The following is a 23,721-nucleotide window of genomic DNA, read 5'->3' as shown; positions in this document are numbered from 1 at the left end:
TCGGGTTTGTTCGCGTCCGTTCGGGACGCTGGACAGGCCGCGACCGGCGCCGTAACGATCTCCGGCTATGGAGCAGTTGACGGTGAACCTGCTGGGTCCGATGGAGGTGTGGCAGCGAGGTCGCCTGGTGTCGATTCCCACCGGAAAGGCGCGCACACTCCTGGCGATGCTGCTGCTCTACCGGGACCGAGTGCTTCGGCGGGCGACAGCCTATACCGAACTGTGGGGTGACGCCGTGCCTGCCTCGGCTGCCTCGAACTTTCGCAGCTACCTGGCGGAGTTGCGGCTGTGGTCGATGGATCTGGGCGGTCAGCTGTTCCAGGCCAGCTCTGGCTGGTCCTTGACCATCGGCGGTAACGTCGACGCCCTGCGATTCCAGACCATGATCAATGATGGTCGCGGTGCGCGGCGCCGCGGCGACCCGGCCTCGGCGCTCAGGCTTCTCGCCGATGCGGTTTCGCTGTACCGCGGTGCTCCGATGCTCGACGTAGCGCAGGGGCCGGCCCTGTTCGGCTACGCCCAGGCCCTGCTCGTCCAGTGGCAGTCCGCCGTGGAGGATTCCGCCGAACTGCTGATTGAGGCCGGCGAGCCGGATCGCGCCCGCCTGCTGTTGCAAGACTTCGTCAGCCGCCAGCCATACCGCGAGCGGGCCTGGGGCCAGCTCATGGTGGCATGTAGCCGCAGCGGCGATGTCGCGGCGGCCGTCGACGCGTTCCGGCGCGCCTGCGGGTACCTGGCCAGCGACCTCAACGCGCGGCCAAGCCCGCTGCTGACGGCGCTGTACGAGGCGATCCTGCGCGGGGATCCGCGGGTACGGCTCGGGCCCGGTCCGGTGCCGCACTGCTCGCGGGGTTGGCACCGGGGCACCGGGGCGGTGTGCGCTCCGAAATGCGCACAGGCGTGCGGCGCTGACCGATCCTGCGCGCATGACAGAACCAGTAACACGATGGCGAACGGTTGTGGCGGCAGCGACTGCGGTGGCGATGGCAGCGACCCTGCTGACCGCCACACCGGCGCAGGCGGAGCCCGATCGTCCACGTCGACCTGACCGGGCCAAGCCGGCCTCGGTACCGGGCGCCAACGCCGCGCCGACCAGCGGGCACAAGCCCGGGCGTGAGGAGGCCACGTTCCTGCGCACCTCGCCGGGCGCGAGCTGGCAGGCCACGGTCGCCGCTCCTTCCGGGGTACGGGCGGAGGTGCTCGACCGGGCCGCCGCCACCCGGGCCGGAGTGAAGGGCCTGCTGCTGCGCGTATCGAGCGACGAGGCAAAAGTTGCGTCCGTCGAGGTCGACTACGGCGGGCTGAGACACGCCTACGGCGGCGACTGGGCCTCGCGCCTACAGATCGTGCGGGTCTACGACGGCAAGGTGTTCCCGGCCCGCAACGATCTGAAGGGCGGAAGGCTGCGGGCGGAGCTGCCGCTGCCGGGCAGGTCCCGGCTGCCGAGTGGGCTGCGCGCGGCCGACGAGCCGGGGCTGGCCGAGGCGAGCCTGTTCGCGGTGACCGCCGCCGCCAGCGGTCCCAACGGTAGTTTCCAGGCCACCACCCTGTCGCCGTCGTTGAGCTGGCAGGTCGGGTTGAACTCCGGCGACTTCGGCTGGTCGTACCCGATCGGGGTGCCCGACCTCCCTGGCTTGACCCCCGACCTGGGCCTCGGCTACTCCTCCGGCAGCGTCGACGGGCGGATGGCCGCGACGAACAACCAGCCGTCGATCATCGGTGAGGGCTTCGACTCGCAGGCGGGGTTCATCGAGCGCTCGTACCAGTCCTGCAAGGAGGACGGGCAGGCGACCTCGCAGGAGCTGTGCTTCGCCTCCCGGAACGCGACCGTCGCGCTGCCCGGCATCACCGGTGAACTGGTCCGGGATGACGCGACCGGCGTGTGGCGATCGGAGGAGGACAGCGGCTGGCGGGTGGAACTGCTCACCGGAGCCTCGAACGGCGACAACGACGGCGAGTACTGGCGGATGACCTCACCAGACGGCACCCAGTACTTCTTCGGCCGTTCGGCGGCGGCGAAGTCGGCGTGGACCGTCCCGGTCTTCGGCGATGACGCCGGGGAGCCGTGCCACCAGGCGGCCTTCGCCAACGCGTGGTGCACCCAGGCGTACCGGTGGAACCTCGACTACGTCGTGGACACCCACGGCGACGCCATGGCGTACTACTACGACACCGAGACCAACTACTACAGCCGGGCCCAGTACGTACGGTCGGGGCATCTGAACCGGATCGAGTACGGCTTCCGCGACGGCTCGACCGCGCCCGCGGCGGGGCGGGTGGTGTTCACCCCCGCGCCGCGCTGCATTCCCGGCGCCGTCTGCGACCCCGCCACCCACCCGCAGAACTTCCCCGACGTGCCGTTCGACCAGCAGTGCACGAGCACGAGCTGCCTAGTCCCGACACCGACGTTCTGGACAGCCAAGCGGCTGGCGAAGATTACGACGCAGGTCTACCACAACGCCGGATACCGGGATGTGGCGTCGTGGACGCTCAACCACGAGTTTCCGGCTAACGGCGACGGCACCGATCCGGGGTTGTGGCTGGAGTCGATCGTCCAGGCTGGCCACGCCGGCGGGACGGTGACCATGCCGCCCGTGCAGTTCGACGGGGAACTGCTCGACAACCGGGTCGACGGGCTCGACATGGCACGCCCGTTCGCCAAGTGGCGGCTCAACGCGATAACCAACGAGACCGGTGGCCGGATCGAGGTCACGTACGCCGAGCAGGAGTGCCAGCGGACCAGCCTGCCCACGCCCGACAACAACGTCATGGCCTGCTATCCGGGGTACTGGCTGATGGGTGGTTCCACCGAGCCGACACTCGACTGGTTCCACAAGAACGTCGTCACCAGGGTGGTCGAGCGGGACGCCACCGGCAGCGACAACGCGTCGGAGGTCACCGAGTACGAGTACCTCGGCGGCGCCGGGTGGGCCCACGACGATGGCGAGTTGACCCCGGCCCGGTTCAGGTCGTGGGGCCAGTTCCGTGGCTACCAGCGCACCCGGGTCAAGCACGGCGACCCGCTGGCCGGGCCGCAGCGGGTGGAGGAGCACCTGTTCCTGCGTGGCATGGACAACGACCTGCTGTCGACCGGTTCGCGGCGCGACGTGTGGGTCAGCGACTCGCAGGGCGGCAGCGTCGAGGACAAGCCGGTGCGGCGTGGCTTCACCCGCGAGGTGACGACCTTCAACGGGACCGACTGGCTCAGCAGGACCATCTCGGAGCCCTTGGAGATCCGCAAGACGGCCAGCCGCAACCGGGCGGTCGGGCCGCTGGAGGCGTACCTGACCGAGGAGCGGTCCGAGCGGGAGTACACCAAACATCCGGGCGGGGTCTGGGTGACCGAGACCGTCTACTCCTACGACGACTACGGCCGGGTGATCCTGACCGACGATCGCGGGGACACGTCCACTCCCGATGACGACACGTGCGCCCGGACGTCGTACACGCAGAACCTGACGTCGTGGATCATCGACACGGTGGCCAGGATGGAGACGGTCAGCGTGGGCTGCTCCGTCACGCCGTCGAGCGGCGACCTTCTCAGCGACGAGCGCCACTACTACGACGGCGCGACCAGCATCACCACGCCGCCGGTCAAGGGAGACCAGACGAAGTCGGAGGAGGTGTCCGAGCCCGGCACGTACGTGCCGATCGGCAGCCTCCGGTACGACGTGCACGGCCGGCCGGTCGAGTCGACCGATCCGTCCGGTGACAAGAGCACGGTCACCTACACCCCGGAGACGGGTGGGCCGGTGACGGCGGTCGCGGAGACCAACGCCCTCGGGCACACCAGCACCACCTCGATCGACCCGCTGCTCGGCACCGTGCTCTCCACGACGGATGCCAACGGTGTACGCACCGACATGACCTATGACGCGCTGGGCCGGCTCACCGCGGGCTGGGCTCCGGGACGCAGCAAGGCGGCAGGCCAGTCCCCGTCTGCCAAGTTCTCCTATCTGGTACGGGGCAACGCGCCCTCGGTCGTCAGCAGCAGCACCTTGCTGTCCAACGGCTCGTACCTGGTCAGCCACAACCTTCTTGACGGCTTCCTGCGGCTGCGCCAGACGCAGAGCCCGTCACCGGTCGGCGGACGGGTCATCACCGACGTGTTCTACGACAGCCAGGGCAGGGTGGAGAGGACCAACGACGACTACTGGAACGAGAACTCCACCCCGGCGACCGCTCTGTTCAAGGCGGCCGACGAGAAGGTGGTGGCGCAGACGCGCTACCTGTTCGACACGGCCGGACGCGAAACCGACGAAATCCTTTTGTCGGGTGGCGTCGAGAAGTGGCGTACCACGACGTCGTACGGCCCGAACTGGACGGCGACCGACCCGCCTGCGGGCGGTACGCCGACGATGGAGATCTTCGACCTCGAGGGCCGTACCGTCGAGCTGCGCCAGTTCCACGGCGCCTCGCCGACCGGCGCGTACGACGCGACAAAGTACGGCTACAACAGGGCCAGGCAGAAGGCGAGCGTGACCGACGCATCCGGGAACGTCTGGCGCTACTTCTACGACCTGCGCGGCCGGGTGATCCGGGACGAGGATCCGGACTCCGGGGTCACCACCCATACCTACGACGACGAGGACCAGGAGGTCTCGAGTACCGACTCGCGCGGCATCACACTGACCAACACGTACGACGCGTTGGGCCGCAAGACCGGTCACTTCAACGGGCAGACCAAGCTGGCCGCGTGGACGTACGACACCCTGCCCAACGGCAAGGGGCTGCCGGTGGCGTCGCAGCGCTACGTCGACGGCAGCGTCTACTCCAGCGAGGTCACCGGGTACCAGCAAGGAACCGGCCGTACGCTGGGCTCGAAGGTGACCATTCCCGCCGTGGAGGGGAGCCTGGCCGGTACGTACACGACCAGCCTGACCTACGACGCGTTCGGGCGGCTGAGCACGACCGGGCTGCCGGCGGTGGTGGGACTGCCCAACGAGACCCTCACCCACGGCTACAACGAGTTCGACCAGCCGCAAACCCTGTCCGGATTGGACAAATACGTCGCAGACACCTGGTATGACGAGTTTGCCAGGGTCGTCGGCACACTGCACGGCACGCCGGGGCGCCAGGTCTGGTCCGGGTTCGGGTTCGACCCGGTGACCGGCCGGTTGGAGCTGGCCACGATGGACCGAGAGGACGAGGACAATCCCGGCGTGTCGGCGTTGACCTACCGCTACGACCCGGTCGGCAACGTGCTGTCCAGCTCAGATGCCGTCTCCGGCGACCAGCAGTGCTTCGGCTACGACTATCTGACCCGGCTGACCGAGGCATGGACACCGTCGTCCGGTGACTGCGGCGACGCCCGATCCGCGGCCGCGCTCGGCGGACCCGCACCGTACTGGCACTCGTTCAGCTACGACAAGACCGGAAACCGGCTGTCCGAGGTCCGGCACGCGGCGGGCGGGGACACCAGCCGGGCGTACACCTATCCTGCGGCGGGGTCGGCGCAGCCGCACACCCTGAAGTCGGTGACGACCACCGGCCCCGGGGTTTCCAAGACCGACACCTACAGCTACGACAGCGCCGGCAACATGCTGACCCGGCAGGGCCAGAACCTCAGCTGGGACGCGGAGGGGCAGTTGGCGCGTATCGGCGACACCTCGTTCCTCTACGACGCCGACGGCAACCGGTTGATCCGGCGCGACCCCTCCGGTACCACGCTCTACCTCGACGGACTCGAGATCCATCAAGGTACCGGCGGGGCTGTCTCGTCGACCCGCTACTACGGCAACGTCGCCGTGCGTAGCGCGGCCGGGCTCAGCTGGCTGGTCTCCGACCACCAGGGCACCGCCAACATCGCCATCAAGGCGTCGGACCTGTCGGTGACCCGGCGGTACCAGACCCCGTTCGGGCAGTCGCGCGGCACCGCCGTAGGTTGGCCGTCGGAGCGCGGTTTCGTGGGCGGGACAAAGGATCCGTCGACCGGGCTGGTCCATCTCGGGGCGCGCGAGTACGACGCGGACATCGGGCGCTTCATCTCGGTCGACCCGATCATGGACGACACCGATCCGCAGCAGATGAACCCGTACCCGTACGCCAACAACTCGCCGGTCACCTACTCCGACCCGGACGGGTTGAAGTACAAGTGCTCCAACCCCAGGCAGTGTGACGGCAGCGCCGCGAAGCAGAAGGCGGACGCGGCCAAGCGCAAGCAGTGGGAGGCAGCCCAGAAGCGGGCGCGCGCAGAGCAGGCTCGCAAGGAGCGGATCCGGGCCCGCAACCAGGCGGCGGCCGCGAGGGCGGGGGCCAAGAAGGCGCGGGAGGAAGCGGCCCGCAAGGAGCGCATCCGCGCCAAGAACCAGGCGGCGGCGGCCAAAGCAGCGGCCAAGGCGGCCCGGGACAAGGCCAAGAAGGAACGGGCGGCGCAGAAGAAGCGTGACGATGCGCTGGCAAAGTGTGGTGGAAGCATCCGCGCCTGTAACAAGAAGGACGACGAAAGTTACAAGAAGAAGGTCTGCTACAACAAGGCCTCCTGCGAGCACTATGAGCGCCGTTTCGTCAAGCCCGCCGCCAAGAAGCCCGCCGCGCAGAAGTGCGGCGGACGGTACGGCTGCACGTCCATGGGGCCTGCCAAGGGACCGCTCAAGCAGACGGCAGGATCATCCTGCCGTGGGTTTGCTCTGGACTGCTGGAAGGCGGATAACGACAAGGTCATCCGAAACGTCTCCAAAGGTGCGGTGATGGTCGGAGGCGCCGTGGCCGGAGCGGTCGCCTGCGGGACGGTTGTCCTGTGCGCTGCGGGCATCGGCGCGGGCGCCGGCGCCCTCAGCTACGCGGTTACCGCCGACGAGGGGGAGTGGGACAACGGCGACTTCATGACCGAAGTCCTCGGCGGCGCCTTCGCCGGAATAGCCGCTAATCGCCTGGCTCCGAAGCCCCCGACGAAGCCGCGCATCCGTGGCAGGTGGGTAAACGGCGAGTTGAAGGGGGACCTGGTCGAATAGCCATCCTCACGGGCGGTGTGCGCCACGCCGCTTGGGTCAGGTCGATGTGCGGTTCGATATGCACCTCGCGGTAACGCTGTAGCCGGCCCGTTCTACGAGCGGGCCGGCTACTCGTTGCTGGAGGCTGGCTGTGCGACGTTTCGGCTTGATACTGCTCTGCGCCCTGTCGCTCGTGGCGCAACCCCTTCCCGCGCGGGCCGCTCCGGACGACACGGCCGGACGTACGGCGCTGAGCGGCAAACCCGGCCCGGGCGTGCCCGCCCGGGCGCCCATGGACGACGCGGCGAGCAGGAACGCCTGGCGCTCCGCCCCTGCGGTCACCTGGCCGGCGCCCGGCGTAGCGGAGGTCAAAGCGACCGAGGTCGAGAAGGCCGATGCGGACGCGCCGAAGCTGACGCGGGCCGGAACGCTGCCGATCTGGCTCGGGCAGTCGGCGACCGTACGGCTGCTGCGCTCCGGGAAGGACTCCGGCGTTGTCTTCAGCATCACCGGCGCGGCCGGGCGGGCGCCGATCGAGGTGGACTACACCGGTTTCCGGCACGCGTTCGGCGGCGACTACGCGGCCCGACTCAAGCTGGTACGCCTCGACGGCCAGCCCATCACCAGCAACAACGACCCGATCCGTGGCCGGGTGACGACGACGGGCGCGGATGGCGTCTACGCGTTGGTCGCCACGTCGAGCAGCAGCGCGGGCAGCTACCGGGCGACCAGCCTGGCGCCGTCGGCGACCTGGCAGGTGGGCCTGAACTCGGGCGACTTCACCTGGTCCTACCCGATCACCTTGCCCCAACTGCCCGGTCCGGTCCCGGACCTGAGCCTCTCCTACAACTCGGGCGCCGTCGACGGGCGGACCGGTTCCACCAACAACCAGCCGTCGGTGGTCGGCGAGGGGTTCGACCTGCGTACCGGCTACATCGAGCGGTCCTACCACGCCTGCGACCAGGACGGCCAGGCGGGCGTCGCCGACCTGTGCTACCTGTCGCCCAACGCGGTCGCGGTGCTGCCCGATTTCACGACTGAACTCGTCCGCGACAAGGACACCGGCACGTGGGCGGCGCAGCGCGAGAGCGGGTGGCGGATCGAGCAGCTGTTCGGCGCGTCCAACGGGGACAACGACGGCGAGCACTGGCGGCTGACCTCGCCCGGTGGCGTGCAGTACTTCTTCGGTAGCAGCGCCTCCGCCAGCTCGGCCTGGACGGCGCCGGTTTACGGTGACGACGGTGGCGAACCCTGCCACCAGGCGACGTTCGCCGCGTCCTGGTGCCAGCAGACCTACCGCTGGATGCTGGACAAGGTCGTCGACCCGCACGGCGACGCGATCACCTACAGCTACGAGAAGGAGACCAACAACTACAGCCGGGCCGGGACGATCACCCCGTACGTGCGCAGTGGCCACCTGGTCGGCATCGAGTACGCCGGGGGCGCGGCCCGGGTGGTGGTCACCGTGGCCGGCCGGTGCCTGCCCGGATCAACCTGTGCCAGCAGCGAACCGGCCAACTTCCCCGACGTCCCGTACGACCAGGAGTGCGGCACCAGCAGTTGCGCCTACCTCGCCCCGACGTTCTGGTCCAGCAAGCGGCTGGCGAAGATCACCACGCAGGTGAACAGCGGCAGCGGCTTCCGCGACGTCGACTCCTGGACGCTGACCCACTCGTTCCCGGGCACCGGCAGCAGCGGTGCCGACGCGGCACCCGCGCTGTGGCTGGAGTCGATCACCCGTGCCGGCCACGTCGGCGGCACCGTCACGCTCCCGCCGATGAGGTTCGCCGGGACCATGCAACGCAACCGCCTTGAGGCGATCGACGGCAAGGTCCCCCTCAACAAGTACCGGATCCACGGCATCGTCAACGAGACCGGCGGGCAGATCAAAGTCAACTACTCGCTCGTCGACTGCGTCGCGGGCAGTACACCGGCTCCGGACAGCAACGTGCGCAAGTGTTTCCCCGCGTTCTGGAGCCCCGGCGGCACGGGGCCCGCGCTGGACTGGTTCCACAAGTACGTCGTCAACGAGGTGATCGAGGAGGACCTGGTCGCCGGGCGTACGGCGAAGGTCACCCAGTACGAGTACCTCGACCCCGGCGCGGTGCTGTGGAGCCACGACAACTCCGAGATCCTGCCCGCCACGCAGCAGTCCTGGGGGCAGTGGCGCGGATACCAGCGGGTGCGGGTGCGTACCGGCGGCCAGTCGGTCACCGAGTACCTGTTCCTGCGCGGGCTGTACGACGACAGGGACGCCGACGGCGACCAGCGTCTGATCACGGTGGACGGCGTCGAGGACCGGGCGGCGTTCAGCGGCATGGTCCGGCAGACCGCGGTATTCGACGAGTCGAACGTGATCAGCCGTACCACGTCCCAGCCGCGGCTCCTGGGCACCACCGCGACCCGGCCGCGGGCCTCCGGCACGCTGGAGGCGACCCTGGCCGACGAGGTGTCGGAGCGGACACTCATCACGCTGGCCGGCGGGGGCACGCGCACCGTGGAAAAGCGCTTCGGCTACGACAGCCGGGGCCGGCTGCTGCACACCAGCGACCTCGGCGACACCTCGACCACGGCCGACGACAGCTGCGTGCGCAACACCTACACCGAGAACACGACCACCTGGATCATCAACACCATTGGCCGGGTGGAGACCCTGGACGCGGCGTGCGACGCGACCGGAACGACGCTGACCGATGTGAAGAACACCTACAGCGACGCCGGTGACCTCACCAGGGTCGAGGAGTGGAACGGCAGCGGCTTCGTCACCGCCTCCCGTACGGTCCCCGACCGCCACGGCCGCCCGCTGGAGCAGTACGACGCGCTGGGGCACGTCACCCGCACCGCGTACACCCCGGCGACGGGTGGACCGGTGACCCGCACGGTGCGGACCAACCCGCTGGGCCACAGCGTGACCACCGACTTCGAGCCACTGCGCGGCACCGTCTCGTCGACCGAGGATGCCAACGGCAACGTCACGCGCACCGGCTACGACGCACTGGGTCGGCTCACCGCGGTGTGGCTGCCGGGCCGGGCCACCACGGCGACGGCGAACGTGCGCCACGAATACCTGGTACGCGCGAGTGGACCATCGGTGGTGACCACCCGGCCGCTGATCGGCCCGGTCAGCCACGAGCTGTACGACGGCCTGCTGCGCCCGGCGCAGACCCAGACCGGCTCCCCGACCGGTGGCCGCATCGTCACCGACACCGTGTACGACGGTGCCGGCCGGGTCTCCCGGGACATCGACGCGCGCTGGGACGCCGGGTTGCCCGGCACCAGCCTGCTCGCCGTGCCCACCACCCCAAATCGCGAGACGCGGTACAGCTATGACGGGGCGGGCCGGGTCACCGGCGAGGCCCTCTACTCGGGTGGGGTGCAGCAGTGGCGCACCACGACCGCGTACGGCGGCGATCGGGTGGACGTCGACCCGCCGCAGGGCGGCACGGCCACGACGTCCATCCTGGACGGACATGGCCGGACCGTCGAGCTGCGGCAGTACGCCGGTGGCGCACCGACCGGCGCCTACGACGCCACCCGGTACACGTACACCAGGCTGGGCCAGTTGCAGACGATCACCGACCCGGCGGGCAACGTGCGGCGCAACACCTACGACAGCCGGGGGCGGCAGATCAGGGCCGAGGCGCCGACCACCGGCACCGTCGTGCTGGGCTACGACGACGCCGACCGGCTCATCTCCCGCACCGACGCGCGCGGCCGGACCCTGACCTACGGCTACGACGACCTGGACCGGCGCACCGCCCTGCGCGAGGGTGCCAGCACGCTCGCCGAGTGGGCGTACGACACCGCACCGGGCGGCAAGGGGCTGCTCGCGTCATCGACGCGGCACTCCGGCGGCGCGGCGTACGTCTCGGCGGTCACCGGCTACGACGAGCGGGGCCGGCGCAAGGGCACGGCGGTGACCGTCCCGGCGGCCGAGACCGGGCTGGCCGGCACGTACACCACGACGTTCACCTACCACGAGGACGACCAGCCCGCCACGACGACGCTACCGGCGGTCGGTGGCCTGGCGCAGGAGACGCTGACCCACGGCTACGACGCGCTGGGTAACCCGGACACGCTGACCGGGCTCGCAGCCTACGTCGCCGACACGACGTACGACGAACTCGGGGCGTTGGACTCGCGCTCGTCCGGCCCTGCGGGACGGCAGGTTCACCGCAACTACGACTGGGACCAGGCCACCCGCTGGCTGGCGTACCTGTCGGCGTATCGCGACGTGGAGGCCGGGCCGACGCTGGCCGACCGCGCCTATGGCTACGACGCCACGGGCAACGTGACCTCCATCGTCGACAACCTGGACGACACCGCCGACCGGCAGTGCTTCCGCTACGACCAGCTGCAACGGCTCGTGCAGGCATGGACGCCGGCCGGTGAGTGCAGCGGGTCGCCGACGACCGGCAACCTGAGCGGCCCCGCGCCGTACTGGCACGACTACAGCTACGACAAGATCGGCAACCGGCTCGCCGAGGTGTGGCACGCGGCGGCCGGCAACACCACCCGGACCTACGCCTACCAGGCCGCGCAGCCGCATCTGGTGCGGTCGGTGACCACCAACGGGTCCACGACCGCGAGCTACGGCTACGACGCCTCCGGCAACACCACCTCACGGCTGGGGCAGGCCGTCAGCTGGGACGCCGAGGGACGGGTGGCCACCAGCGGAGCCGAATCCACCGTGTACGACGCCGACGGCAACCAGCTCGTCCGGCGCGATTCGGCGGGTACCACCGTCTATCTCGGGCACACCGAGGTGCGCCGGGCCACCTCCGGGTCGGTGACCGCGACGCGCTACTACGGCCAGGCCGACAGCGTTGTCGCGGTACGCACGCCGGCCCGGCTGAGCTGGCTGGTCGACGACCACCAGGGCACGGCCACCGTCGCGGTCGCCGACCAGGCCGGCCAGCCCACCGCCCGCCGTTACCAGTTGCCGTTCGGCGCCACCCGTGGCGCCACGCCCACGTGGTGGGACGGCGAACGGCGGTTCGTCGGCGGCACCGTTGGACCGGCCGGGCTGATTCACCTGGGCGCGCGCGACTACGACCCGGCGATCGGCCGGTTCCTCTCCGCCGACCCGATCGTCGACACCGACGATCCGCAGCAGATGCACGGCTACTCCTACGCCAACGGCAGCCCGGTGACGCTGTCGGACCCGGACGGGCTCAAGGCCAAGAAGTCGTCGCCGCGGTTCCCCGCCAAGAAGGACTCCGACCGGCTGCGCGGAATCGTGATCGACCGCCTTCTGAGCCAGCCGTACGACGACTACTTCGTGTGCGAGGGCTGCGGTTGGGAGTACTACGGCGACACCATCTGGGACATCGGCGGGTACTACGACGACAGCTACGGCTACGACACCTACGACGAGCCGCAGGTCCGGTACACCTACCAGCAGACCGAGTGTGGGGGTTGGGGCGGCCAGTGCGTGACGCCGCGCCCGTACGAGTGGGTGGCCGACTACGATGCGGCGCCGGTCTCGCCGTACTCGCCTGCGGTCCCGCCGTCCTCGTGGACGGGCGGCGGGGGCACTGTCATCGGCTACGATCTGATGCTTCCGTCCTGGTACTCGATATCGCTCCCGGCCTCGGCGCGGTCCTCGTCCTCCTCCGGATCGGGCTGGGGCAGCTTCGGCTCCACCGGCTCACTCGACCGGTGGCCGTCGATGACCTGGGACCCGCCACGGCAGACCGGCCCGTGGACGGGCATCGGATCGGGCGGCGTATGGCTGCCCGGCCTCGGGTCGTCGCTGGTTCGTCACCGGTAGGCGGTGCGCCATGAGACGTGGTGTGCTGACGGCGCTAATGGGTCTGGCCATCTCGGGCACCCTCGCCATCCCTGGATCCGGCGGGACCGTGTCCGCCGAATCCCCTCCGGCCCGCGAATCGGTCGCGGGCCAGGAGGCGGGTCCGGTCGCCGGGCCGGAGCCGGGTCCGGTCGGGGAGGCGGCGGGTCTGGCCGCCGCCCGCCGCACCGGCCGCCCGGTGGAGGTCACCGCGCTGACCACCCCGACCCGGCAGGTCTTCGCCCGCCCCGACGGCACGATGTACGCCGAGGTGAAGTCGAGCCCTGTGCGGGTCAGACGGGGCAACGGCTGGACGCCCATCGACACCACCCTGGTGCGCCAGCCGGGCGGGTTCATCGCACCGAAGGCGTCCACTGCGGACGTACGCTTCTCCACCGGTGGGGACGGGCCGTTCGCCAGCCTCATCGACGGTGGCCGGCGGGTCGAGCTGAGCTGGCCCGGCCGGCTGCCTGAGCCGCACCTGGCCGGGGACTCCGCGACGTACCCGGCCGTGCTGCCCGGTGTCGACCTCGTCGTGACCGCCACGCCCACCGGGTTCACGGAGAAGCTGGTGGTGCACACGCCGGAAGCCGCCCGGCACCCGGCCGTTTCGCGGATCCGGTTCGGGTTGCGTACCGAGAACTGGACGCTGACCGCCGACGGGCTGCCCGCCTTCATGTGGGACTCGTCGTCGCGGGCCCGCAGGCACCCCATGAAGGTGGAGGTCGGCCGGGACAGCCTGACGGTCGTCCCGGATCCGGCGGTGCTGTCCGACCCGAACCTGGTCTACCCGCTGCACCTGGATCCGGAGGTGCAGACGCCCCGGCCGCACTGGGCGATGGTGTGGTCGGCGATGCCCAGTCAGAGCTACTACGACACATCATGGGACGCGCAGGTCGGTATCGACCCGGCCGACCAGCCAGCAGGTGGCCGGTGGCGCTCCTACTTCGAACTCGACACGTCGTTCGCCGCCGGCAGGTACATCATCAGTGCGACCTTCCGAGCCACGCTGGTGTACTCCTACAGTTGCGCAGCCGAACCGGTGTACCTGTGGCACACCGGCACGATCAACTCCGGCACCACCTGGAGCAATGCGCCCGGCAAGATCTCCCAGGTGGGTGCCCCGGTCACCACCATCAAGGCCGGCCATGAGGCGTGCCCCGGTACGCCGGTCGCCGAGTTCGACGCCACCTCCCTGATCACCGATGCCGCCGCGCGGTCGTGGCAGCACGTCACCGTGGCGCTAGTGGCCGACGAGAGTCCCACCGGTGTGGGCGGCAAGCGTTTCGAGAACGACGCCCGGTACGCCCACAGGGTCCCCGGCATCGGGGTGGTGTACAACTCCGCCCCAGGGGCACCCGTCGTGGAGCCGACCACGACCATGCCCGGCTGCGCCGGCTCGCCGGCGATGTGGGTCACCACGTTGACCCCCCAGCTATCGGTGACCGTTGCCGACGCCGACACCAGCGACCGCCACGGCATCGATTTCGAGATCCGGGCGGCCGGCACCGAGCCGGCGCTGCACACCCCGCCCAGGACCGGGCCGGGGACCCACCGGTACGACGTGCCCGAGGGGGTCCTCGCCGACGGCGGCCGGTACGAGTGGCGTGCGCGGGCAAGCGACAGCGTCGACACCAGCCCGTACAGCCCGTGGTGCCCGTTCACCGTGGATGTCACCGCCCCGGCCCGGACCCCGACCATTACCTCGCAGCACTTCCTCCCGGTCAAACCCGGGCAGGCACAGTACGGCCTCCGTGTCGACCAACTCGGCCAGTTCACCTTCGGCGCGGGCGGCGATCCGGACGTCGCCGGGTACGACTACGAGATCCGGGTACCCGATCGGTCACCGGTACGTGGGCGCGTCATGGCGCCTGCTCCGGGTGCGGCCGCCTCGCTGGAGTACCGGCCACTGGTCGGCGGAATACGGCCGATGTACGAGATATGGGTGTGGTGCGTGGACGCCGCGGGCAATCGTGGCCCACGGAACCCGCGTTACCAGTTCCGCGTCAAGGAACTGCGCGCCGTCGTCGACCTGCACTTCGACGAGGGAGCGGGAAACATCGCGGACGACGCCAGCGACGCCGGCGCGAGTGGCACGCTGACGCTCAACCCGGGGGTGTCCTGGGTGGACGGATATGCGGGTTCGGGCGTACGCCTGAACGGGGCGTCCGGGGCCGGTGGCGTGGCCGCGCAGAGCGCGGTCGACACGGCGCAGAGCTTTACGGTGATGGCCTGGGCGCGGCTGCTGTCAGACGACATCGACAACTCTCGGGCCCTGAACATCGTGGGCCACGCCGGCAACGGGTTCGCGCTGCGGTATCAGAAGGTCAACAAGCGCTGGCAGTTCGCCACGCGGCTGAGCGGGGCCGCCGACGCGCCGGAAGCCGTCGCGGCTTCCGACACTCTGGCGCAGGTTGGCGTCTGGACCCACCTCGCGGGCGTGCACGACGCGGCCGCCGGCCAGATTCGGCTGTACGTCAACGGACGGCTCGCCGGCACCGCACCGTTCAGCACGCCGTGGACGGCCGCCGGCCCGCTGCGGATCGGGCCGTTGCAGGACAGTCCGGTGTGGACCGGCGACCTGGACGAGGTCAGCGTCATCGACACGGCCGTGTCCGAGACGATGATCCGCGACGACATGGGCTGGTTGGGCCAGTTCGGCGGTGAAGGGCACTGGCGATTCGACGAGGGCAGCGGCATCGTCGCGCCCGACGACTCCGGAAACCGTCACACCGCGGTGCTGTACTCCCAGGCGTCCTGGACGAGCGCGCGGCACGGTGCCGGGGCGCGGTTCGACGGCGGCTGGGCGCACACCGACTACCCCGTGATCGAGCCCAACGCCAGCTACACGGTCGCCGCCTGGGTCAAGCTCGACCGGCTGCCCGGACAGGACCAGTACATCGCGGTGAGCCAGGACGGTCGCTGGGACAGCCGGTTCAGGCTCGGCGTTTCCCGTGGCATGGGCATGCCCAACGGCTGGATCTTCGCCGTGAACGCCGCCGACACCCCCGACGACGGGGTTGCCGGCAGCCAACCCAGCTGGGTCCAGGGCGACATCCTGGAGCAGGTCGGCGTCTGGACCCACCTGGCCGGAGTGTACGACCAGGCCGCGGGCCAGATCCGGCTCTATGTCAACGGGCGGCTCGCCGGTACCGCACCGTTCGTCAACGCCCCGCCCGCCGTCAGCTCCCTGGTATTCGGGCGTTGGCAGAACGAGGGTTTCCGGGTCGGCGCCTGGCCCGGGACGATCGACGACGTCCGCGTGGCACAGCGCGCCCTGTCCAGCTCGGAGATCGAGGCGTGGATGGACTGGCCCAAGCGGGCGGCCAGCGCCCGCTGGACCTTCGAAGAGGGCAGCGGCACGGTCGCGGTCGACGTGAGCGACAACGACCACACGCTGTCCCTGGTCGACCGCGTGAGCTGGGTCACCGTGCCGACGGGCAAGGCGTTGCGCCTGGACGGGCAGACCATTCCGGACTGGCCGTTCGACGGTGCACACGGTCGGACCGGCGGGCCGATCGTGCCTGCGGAAGGCGGCAGCTTCACCGTCGCGGGCTGGGCGCGGCTGGACAGCCTGAGCGGGTCCGCCGCACTGCTGAGTCAGGACGGGGTCAACGACAGCGGGTTCAGTCTGCGTTTCGACAGCGAGGGAACCAAGGCGTGGTCGTTCCGGATGGCCAAACAGGACAGCCTCGCCAGTGATGAGTACGCCGTGGCCCGGGGCGGCACCCCGCAAGCGGGTGTCTGGACCCACCTGGCCGGAGTGTACGACCATTCGGCCGGAACCCTGAGGCTCTACGTCAACGGGTCGCTGGTGGCGACGACCAGTTATCGAGCGACCTGGTTCGCCAACCGGGCGTTCATCGTCGGCCGCGAGTACGGCAGCGGCTACGGATGGCCGATGTCCTGGTGGAAGGGCGAGGTCGACGACATACACGTGCTGGATCATGCGGCGACCGCCGCCGAGATCGGGCAGATCAAAGGCACTCCGCCGGTGCTGCCACCGACGCCGGTGGTGAGCGCCTCCGGCTACTGCGAAGCGACCGGGTATCCCGGCGGTTGGGGCGTCCGCGTCAGCGGCAGCGTTGCCGACACGACGCTCAACATCAGCAGCGCGTACGTGTCGTACTACGCCGGCGGTGTCGACCCCAAGGGCGCGTCGCCGTCGGGCAGCGTGTCGCTGAGCACGAGCGGACGCTCCTTCAACGGTAACTTCCCGAGCATGTCCGGATGGGAGTTCATCGGCGGCAGCGGGGCCAGCTGGACCGTCACGGTCACGTTGAGCGATGGGAAGTCGTACAGCAGATCCGGCTACACCAGCAGGTGTGGATGAGCGGGGTAGCCGGCCCTCAGAGCGTCAGTTTCATCCCTTCGTGGCTGGCCTGGAAGCCCAGCGAGGCATAGAACCGGTGCGCGTCGGTACGCCGCTTGTCGGTGGTCAACTGGACCAGCCGGCAGCCGCGTTCGCGGGCCTGCTCCACCGCCCAGGTCATCATCCGCCGGCCGATTCCCTCGCCGCGCAGATCGCGGCGGACCCGGACCGCCTCGACCTGCATCCGTTCGGCGCCGCGCCGACTCACCCCGGGGATGAAGGTGAGCTGCATCGTGCCGACCGGTTCGCCGTCGACTTCGGCGACGATCAGCTCGTTGCGCGGGTCGGCGTCGACTGCCTCGAAGCCGGCCCAGTAGGCGGCGTCGACCTCCTCGCCGGTCGGCTCCGCCGGTTCCCGGCTCGCGGTCACCTCGTCGTCGAGCAGCATCGCGACGACCGCCGGTACGTCGTCCCGGCGGGCGGTCCGGAAGATCAGCTCACTCATGCCCTCAGCCTGGCACATCGCCCTGGCCACCCTGGCCACCCTGGTCGGCTCGGCGACCGGCTGCCCGGCTGCGCGCCGGATCGCCGCGCGAGGTGGCCGAGCCAGGGATGGTGGCCGAGCCAGGGATGGTGGCCGAGCCAGGGATGTTCGTTCCGCAGACTGTAGAGCTGCCCCGCTTGTGCACCCTCGGATAGCCGACTCGGTGCGGGCATCGAGCCGAAACTCGGCGAGGAATGCCAAGGCGCGAGGGCCCGAGCCTGGATCCCACTCGGGCGGCGACCCTTGACGTTCATGACCGATCGTCGTTCCCGGCCCTTCCGGACGTCTGCCCCGGCTGTGCACCCAGCTCGACAGTCGGCGACGGAGGTTGTGCCCGGCCGGCGCCGCCGGCCGGGCACAAAGCTTCACCGGGCCGGGCAGGTGGTGCCGGCACTCGGCGGCTTCAGGTCGATCAGGTAGTCGTCGACCGCGTCGCTGATGCAGCGGGTCTGCGGATAGGCGGTGTGCCCCTCGCCCTGCCAGGTCAGCACCACGCCGACGTCGAGCATCTTGGCCAACTTCGGCGTCTGCTCGTAGGGCGTGGCCGGGTCGCCGGTGGTGCCGACGACCACGATCGGCGGGGCACCGGTCGCCGGGCCGGTCGGGTACGGGTCCCGCTGACCGGGCCAGAACTCGCAGCTCAGCATGCCCACCGCCAGCGGGGCGCCGAACAGCGGGTATTTCTGGCGCCACTCCGACTGCAACGACCGGATCCGGTCGAGGCCGACCTTCTTCTCCTCGTCGGCGCAGTTCACCGAGAGGTTGGCGTCGAAGAGGTTCGTGTAGCTGCCGTCCTCGGCCCGCTCGGCGTACGAGTCGGCGAGTTCGAAGACCTCCTTCGGGTCCCCGTCGGCGAGCGAGTCGATCGCGGCGGCCAGCTTCTGCCAGCCGGCCTCGGTGTAGAGCGAGGAGATCACCGCGTAGAAGATCCAGCCGGCGGTCGCCTCCCGGCCGCCCTCGCCGCGTACCGGGGAGACCCGGGCCTTTTCCAACGCGTCCGTCACCGCGCCCCGGGCGTCCGGGGCGATCGGGCAGCGGCCCGGTGTCTCCCGACACCAGGTGGTGAAGTTGGTGAAGGCTCGCTCGAAGCCCTTGGCCTGGCTCTCCGAGCCGGCCACGATGTCCTGCTCCGGGTCGATCGCGCCGTCGAGCACCAGCGCCCGGACGTTACGCGGAAAGAGCTGGGCGTACGTCGCGCCGAGCAGGGTCCCGTAGGAGTAGCCGAGGTAGCTCAGCTTCTCGTCGCCGACGGCGGCCCGGATGGCGTCCATGTCGTGCGCGGCCTGCTCGGTGGAGTAGAGCCGCAGCCGCTCGCCGTACTTGCTGCCGCAGGTGTCACCGATCTTCCGGTTCAGCGCCACCAGCTCGTCGAACTCCGCCTGGCTCGCAGGATCCGGCTCGAAGCCGAAGGTGCTGTCCAGATCGGCGTCGGAGACGCACTTGACGGGGGAGGAGCGGGAGACGCCCCGGGGGTCGAAGCCGATGATGTCGAACCGCCGGGTCACCTCGTCGGGGAGCCCGCCGAAGCTGGCCCCGAACGACAGGTAGACCGCCGAGTCGACGCCGGAACCGCCCGGCCCGCCCGGGTTGATCAGCAGCGAACCGATCCGGTCCTGCTGCTTGGTGGAACGGATTCGCAGCAGCGAGATCTCCAGCTTGTCGCCGCCCGCGCCGGCACCGCCGGCGGTGCTCCAGTCCGCGGGTACGCCGATGGTGGCGCAGTCGTACCGCATGTTGGGCGCGCCCCGGCCGACGAGCTTGCGCGGCACCTCCGGACAGGGTTTCCAGTCCGCGGCGCCGACAGCGTTCGGCGCGGCTGCCGGGCCACCGCGCTCGCGCTCGTCGTCGGGCCGGAAAATCGGGATGGTGCAGCCGGCGACGAGCATCACGACGGCCAGGAGACCGGCCAGGGGCAGCCGGCGAAGATGCGAGCGGGCCAAGAGAAATCCTCCGTGATCGTATCGACCGTCAGGCTACGCGCCGGGGGCGAGCGGGTCGCCGCGGAGCACCTGGTCGACGTCGAACCGGATCGGGCGGTCGAGTTGGTCGTACCCGCAGGAGGCCGGCTCCCGGTCGGGCCGCCAGCGGACGAACTGGGCGGTGTGCCGGAACCTGTCCCCCTCCATCGCGTCGTAGCCGACCTCGGCCACCAGCTCCGGCCGGAGCGGCTCCCACTCCAGGCTCTTGGTGCCGGACCACCGGCTCGGCCCGCCCGGGATGCGCTGCCCGCTGGTGTGGTCGCCGTGCACCCACGGGTGCTCCTCGACGCCCTCGCGGTACGGCGCCAGCTCGTCCAGCAACTCGGCCCGGCGGGCGGCGCTGAACGACGCCGACACGCCGACGTGGTGCAGTGTCCCCGCCTCGTCGTAGAGGCCGAGCAGCAGCGAGCCGACCACCGGGCCGGACTTGTGCCAGCGGAAGCCGGCGACCACCACGTCGGCGGTGCGGGTGTGCTTGACCTTGAACATGAGCCGCTTACCCGGCTCGTACGGGATGTCGGCCGGCTTGGCGACCAGCCCGTCCAGCCCGGCCCCCTCGAAGATCTCGAACCACCGGGCCGCCGTCTCCGGGTCGGTGGTGGTCTGGGTGACGTGCACCGGGGGTACGACGCCGCGCAGCTCCTCGACGAGCCGGGCCCGGCGCCGCTCGTAGGGCTGGTCGAGCAGGGACTCGTCGCCGATGGCGAGCAGGTCGAAGGCGACCAGGTCGGCCGGGGTCGTCTCGGCCAGCATGTTGACCCGGGACGCGGCCGGGTGGATGCGCTGGCTGAGCAGGTCGAAGTCCAGCTTGGGCTCGCCGTCCGGGCCGTCCCGGCGGATCACGATCAGCTCGCCGTCGACCGCGCAGCGGGTCGGCAACTGCGCCCGGGCCTGCGCCACCACCTCGGGGAAGTAGCGGGTCATCGTCTTGCCGCCCCGGCTGGCCAGCTCGACCTCGTCACCGTCGCGGAAGACGATGCACCGGAAGCCGTCCCACTTCGGCTCGTAGCTCATCCCCGGCCCGGTGGGAATCTTCGGCACGCTCTTCGCCAGCATCGGCTCGACCGGCGGGTTGATCGGCAGCTCCACCCGGCCAAGTCAACCAGATGGGCGCCGGGCCGGGGTGCCCCGTGCCCGTACCGGCGGTCCCCGTGGTCACAACCGGCTCACCAGTCCCGCATCGGGCACCGGGAGTGAGGTGTTTTCGCAGGTCAGAGCTATCTTCACCGGATGCGGGGCTGGGTGTGCGTCTGCTGCGGCCGGTGGCAGGTGAGTGTCGAGCGGATCGCCGGGAGATACCTCTACCGGCTGGCGTACCGCTATCGCCCGGACGTCGGCGGGGTGGACGTACTCGGCGAGGTGGGCACGATCGCGGCGCTGGAGCGGTTGCTGCTGGCCCGTACCCCGGTGACCCTGGCCGACCTCCGCGAACGTCCGGCCGGCCGGGCCTCGTGAACCGATCTGCGTCTATCGGGGTCGTCGCGGTACTAGAGCGCCTTCGCGATCTCGACCAGTACGTCGGCCGGGACCTCGACCGCGGTCTCGTGCGCCGGAATGTCGAGCTGGGCCAGTGCCTCCGGGTCGGAGACCCGCCAGCCCTGCACGATGAAGGTGTCACGGTCGGTGCGGTACAGCGACGGGCAGTTGTTGACCTGGGACTGCGCGGTCTTACGAATGAAAGTGAGCTTCACGATCGGGCCTCTCGCTCCTTTTATGCCGCTTTGGGCCGGATGCCCCAGCGGTCTGTGTTGCATTATGCGGCTAATCGGGACGTTCGGGCACGGACCACAGCAACGCAGGGGCGTGAATGTAGGTGAATGGCCGATTCATCTCGCGCCCGGACGCGGGGCTTTTTCTGGTATTAGCCCCGCGACACCACAGCTCAGACGTGGGTCTCGGACGGGGGGGCGCCAGTCCGCGTACCGGGCCACCGAGCGCAGCGCGACCCGGGGTGGGGTGAGGACCGGGATCCGCCCGGCGGCGACGCGGCGGGCAGCTCGGCCCGGCCCCGCCCGCACCGGATCCACCGCCGGAAGGGGCAGTAGGGCCGGGTCAGCGACGGCGACCACGCCGGGACGTCGGAACGGCCCGCCTCCCGGCGAGGATGGCCGCCGCGCAGGTGCCGAGCACGATGCCGGCGAACGGCAGGAGTCTGGCCACGGCTCTCACGATCGGCGCTCCCGCCTGCCGGTGCGGGCCGCCAGCCGTTCCCGTTGCGGCTCCACGGTGTACTTCGGATCCCGGGCCGAGGCCATCCCGGCCTGGAAGATCCCGAACCGGAGGCAGACCGAGCCGGCCAGCATCGCCGCCGCGCCGGCCGCCGTCGCCGCCCGGCCACGCCCGGCGCCGGCCGCCACCGCCAGCGCACCGGCCGCGCTCAGCAGCTTGCCGGCCCGCAGCAACCCGCCGGCCAGGCCCTGCCGCATCGGCTCGGCCACCATGCCGAGCCGGCGTTCCATCCGGTACGCCGCCGCCAGTTCGGTGGCGGCGCCGAGCACTGCGGCGCGGCGGGCCGGTCCCGTCTCCCCACCGGGGGCGGCGAGCAGCCCCAGCGCACCGGCCGAGGCCGCCGCCGACCCCGCGAAGAGCACCGGGAGTTCCCGGTACCCGCCGTGCCAGACCGGCACGGCGGTGTCCGCGAAGAGCGTCGCGGTGTACGAGGCGACGGCTGGCCCGAGCGCGGCGGCGCCGAGCGTACCGAGCCGGCCGAGCCGGGGCAGCCGGCCGGTGACCGCGCTGCCGGCGGCGATCAGCGCCAACGGGCCGTACCCGGCGAGCAGCCAGGAGCCGACGCTCATCGGCGAGGTCACCTTGACCACCCGCAGCATGTGCAGGACCCGCTCCGGGCGGCCGAGGTCGTGCACCAGCGAGTAGAGCGAGCCGGCCAGCGCAACGGCGGCACCGGCCTTGAGCCCCCGGGCCAGTCCCGGCCGGCCGGTGAGTTCGGCGGTGGCGGCCAGGGTGGACGAGGCACCGGCCAGCCCGCCGAGGAAGAGGTAGCCGCCGATGTCCGCCGGCTCCCAGACCGGCGGCTTCAGCACCGGCCGGCCGTAGTACGACCGGAATTCGGCCCTCGGCACCATCAGCCGCTCGCCCCGCTGCCGCCGCCCCGGGCGGCCGGCGGAGCCGATCAGCGCGTCCCGCTCCACCGGCAGGTCGGGTGCGGTGTCGAGCCGTACGTCGGTGTGGGTCATCGGCGGGCTCCCGGAACTGACACGGCGACCAGGGCGGCCAGCAGCCCGGCGGCGACCAGTGCGGTCCGGCGCCACATTGCCGGCAGGTCCCGGGTGGTGACCACCGGGTCGGGCGGCAGCCCGTACACCTCGGGCTCGTCGAGCAGCAGGAAGAACGCGCCGGCTCCGCCGACCCCGTCGTACGGGTCGGCGCCGTAGAGCCGGGCGCTGTCCACCCCGGCGTCGTGCAGGTCCGACACCCGGGCGGCGGCCCTGGCCCGCAGCTCGGAGAGCTCGCCGAACTGGATCGAGTCGGTCGGGCAGCTCTTGGCGCAGGCCGGTTCCTGGCCGACCGAGAGCCGGTCGTAGCAGAGAGTGCACTTCCAGACCCGCCCGTCACCCTCGCGCACGTCGAGCACCCCGAACGGGCAGGCCGGTACGCAGTAGCCGCAGCCGTTGCAGATGTCCTGCTGCACCACCACGGTGCCGAACTCGGTGCGGAACAGCGAGCCGGTCGGGCAGACGTCCAGGCAGGCGGCGTGCGTGCAGTGCTTGCACACGTCGGAGGACATCAGCCAGCGGAAGTCCATCCCGGGTACGGCGTCGACGTGCCCGTCCGGCGGTGCCGAGCCGGGCATGCCGAGCGAGACCGCGGTGCGGCCACCGGCGGCCCGGCGCAGCGCGGCGGGAACCTCGGCCGGGGCGAGCTGGGCCTCCTGCCGGCCGAGCCGGCGCGGCTGCTCGACGAAGGCGACGTGCCGCCAGCTGTTCGCGTCGAGCTGGCCGGTGTTGTCGTACGACATGCCGGTGAAGGCCAGCCCGTCCTCGGGAATGGCGTTCCACTCCTTGCAGGCCACCTCGCACGCCTTGCAGCCGATGCAGACGCTGGTGTCGGTGAAGAAGCCGACCCGGTCCGGCGGTTCGGCGTACCCGCCGGCGGTAGCCGGGTCGCGCCGGTCCCCGGTCGCCTCGCGCAGGTCGGGAGCCATC

Annotated in this window: 11 protein-coding genes; 5 read left to right on the top strand and 6 right to left on the bottom strand. The window is 70.7% G+C overall.

Translation table 11 applies throughout. The features are described 5' to 3' along the window. Window positions 1-67 precede the first annotated feature (67 nt). The 4 genes from AAH979_RS19665 (at window position 68) to AAH979_RS19650 (ending at window position 17,056) form a co-directional block, all read left to right on the top strand. Window positions 68-1,048: an AfsR/SARP family transcriptional regulator gene (locus AAH979_RS19665; protein ID WP_346259581.1), complete on the top strand. Its 981-nt coding sequence runs from the start codon at window positions 68-70 to the stop codon at window positions 1,046-1,048. Beyond that, a complete protein-coding gene (locus AAH979_RS19660) occupies window positions 984-6,953 on the top strand; it encodes an RHS repeat-associated core domain-containing protein (protein ID WP_346259580.1) in 5,970 nt (1,989 codons plus the stop codon). The genes AAH979_RS19665 and AAH979_RS19660 overlap by 65 nt, the downstream gene beginning before the upstream one ends. 130 nt (window positions 6,954-7,083) lie before the next feature. Continuing rightward, the gene (locus AAH979_RS19655; RefSeq protein WP_346259579.1) at window positions 7,084-12,705 is read left to right on the top strand and encodes an RHS repeat-associated core domain-containing protein; all 5,622 of its coding nucleotides are present in this window, start codon (window positions 7,084-7,086) and stop codon (window positions 12,703-12,705) included. Window positions 12,706-12,715: 10 nt separating this feature from the next. Further along, on the top strand, window positions 12,716-17,056 hold the full coding sequence (locus AAH979_RS19650; RefSeq protein WP_346259578.1) for a LamG-like jellyroll fold domain-containing protein: 4,341 nt from the start codon (window positions 12,716-12,718) through the stop codon (window positions 17,054-17,056). 16 nt (window positions 17,057-17,072) lie between these two features. Here the strand turns inward: AAH979_RS19650 and AAH979_RS19645 are convergent, their stop codons facing one another. The 3 genes from AAH979_RS19645 to AAH979_RS19635 form a co-directional block, all read right to left on the bottom strand. Continuing rightward, window positions 17,073-17,540: a GNAT family N-acetyltransferase gene (locus tag AAH979_RS19645; protein ID WP_346259577.1), complete on the bottom strand. Its 468-nt coding sequence runs from the start codon at window positions 17,538-17,540 to the stop codon at window positions 17,073-17,075. A 404-nt stretch (window positions 17,541-17,944) separates the two neighbouring features. After that, complete coding sequence (locus AAH979_RS19640) at window positions 17,945-19,465, bottom strand: alpha/beta hydrolase (protein ID WP_346259622.1); 1,521 nt, start codon at window positions 19,463-19,465, stop codon at window positions 17,945-17,947. 87 nt (window positions 19,466-19,552) lie between these two features. Next, on the bottom strand, window positions 19,553-20,647 hold the full coding sequence (locus tag AAH979_RS19635; RefSeq protein WP_346259576.1) for an ATP-dependent DNA ligase: 1,095 nt from the start codon (window positions 20,645-20,647) through the stop codon (window positions 19,553-19,555). A 141-nt stretch (window positions 20,648-20,788) separates the two neighbouring features. Here AAH979_RS19635 and AAH979_RS19630 point away from each other — a divergent pair, with 141 nt between their 5' ends. Continuing rightward, on the top strand, window positions 20,789-21,013 hold the full coding sequence (locus AAH979_RS19630; RefSeq protein ID WP_318395108.1) for a hypothetical protein: 225 nt from the start codon (window positions 20,789-20,791) through the stop codon (window positions 21,011-21,013). A 32-nt stretch (window positions 21,014-21,045) separates the two neighbouring features. On the opposite strand, the gene AAH979_RS19625 is transcribed toward AAH979_RS19630, so the two are convergent. The 3 genes from AAH979_RS19625 to AAH979_RS19615 all read right to left on the bottom strand — a co-directional run bounded on the left by AAH979_RS19625 (window position 21,046) and on the right by AAH979_RS19615 (window position 23,720). Then, window positions 21,046-21,249, bottom strand: a complete 204-nt coding sequence (locus AAH979_RS19625) for a hypothetical protein (protein ID WP_346259575.1) — start codon at window positions 21,247-21,249, stop codon at window positions 21,046-21,048. A gap of 474 nt (window positions 21,250-21,723) precedes the next feature. Further along, entirely contained in the window at window positions 21,724-22,752 is a 1,029-nt protein-coding gene (nrfD, locus tag AAH979_RS19620; protein WP_346259574.1) for an NrfD/PsrC family molybdoenzyme membrane anchor subunit, read from the bottom strand. Further along, window positions 22,749-23,720 carry a 4Fe-4S dicluster domain-containing protein gene (locus AAH979_RS19615; RefSeq protein ID WP_346259573.1) on the bottom strand — a complete coding sequence of 324 codons (972 nt, stop codon included), beginning with the start codon at window positions 23,718-23,720 and terminating at the stop codon, window positions 22,749-22,751. The genes nrfD and AAH979_RS19615 overlap by 4 nt, the downstream gene beginning before the upstream one ends. Window position 23,721: the final 1 nt, after the last annotated feature.

Source organism: Plantactinospora sp. ZYX-F-223 (assembly GCF_039649625.1).
GTDB lineage: Bacteria > Actinomycetota > Actinomycetes > Mycobacteriales > Micromonosporaceae > Plantactinospora.
This window is presented reverse-complemented; position numbering and strand designations above follow the sequence as displayed.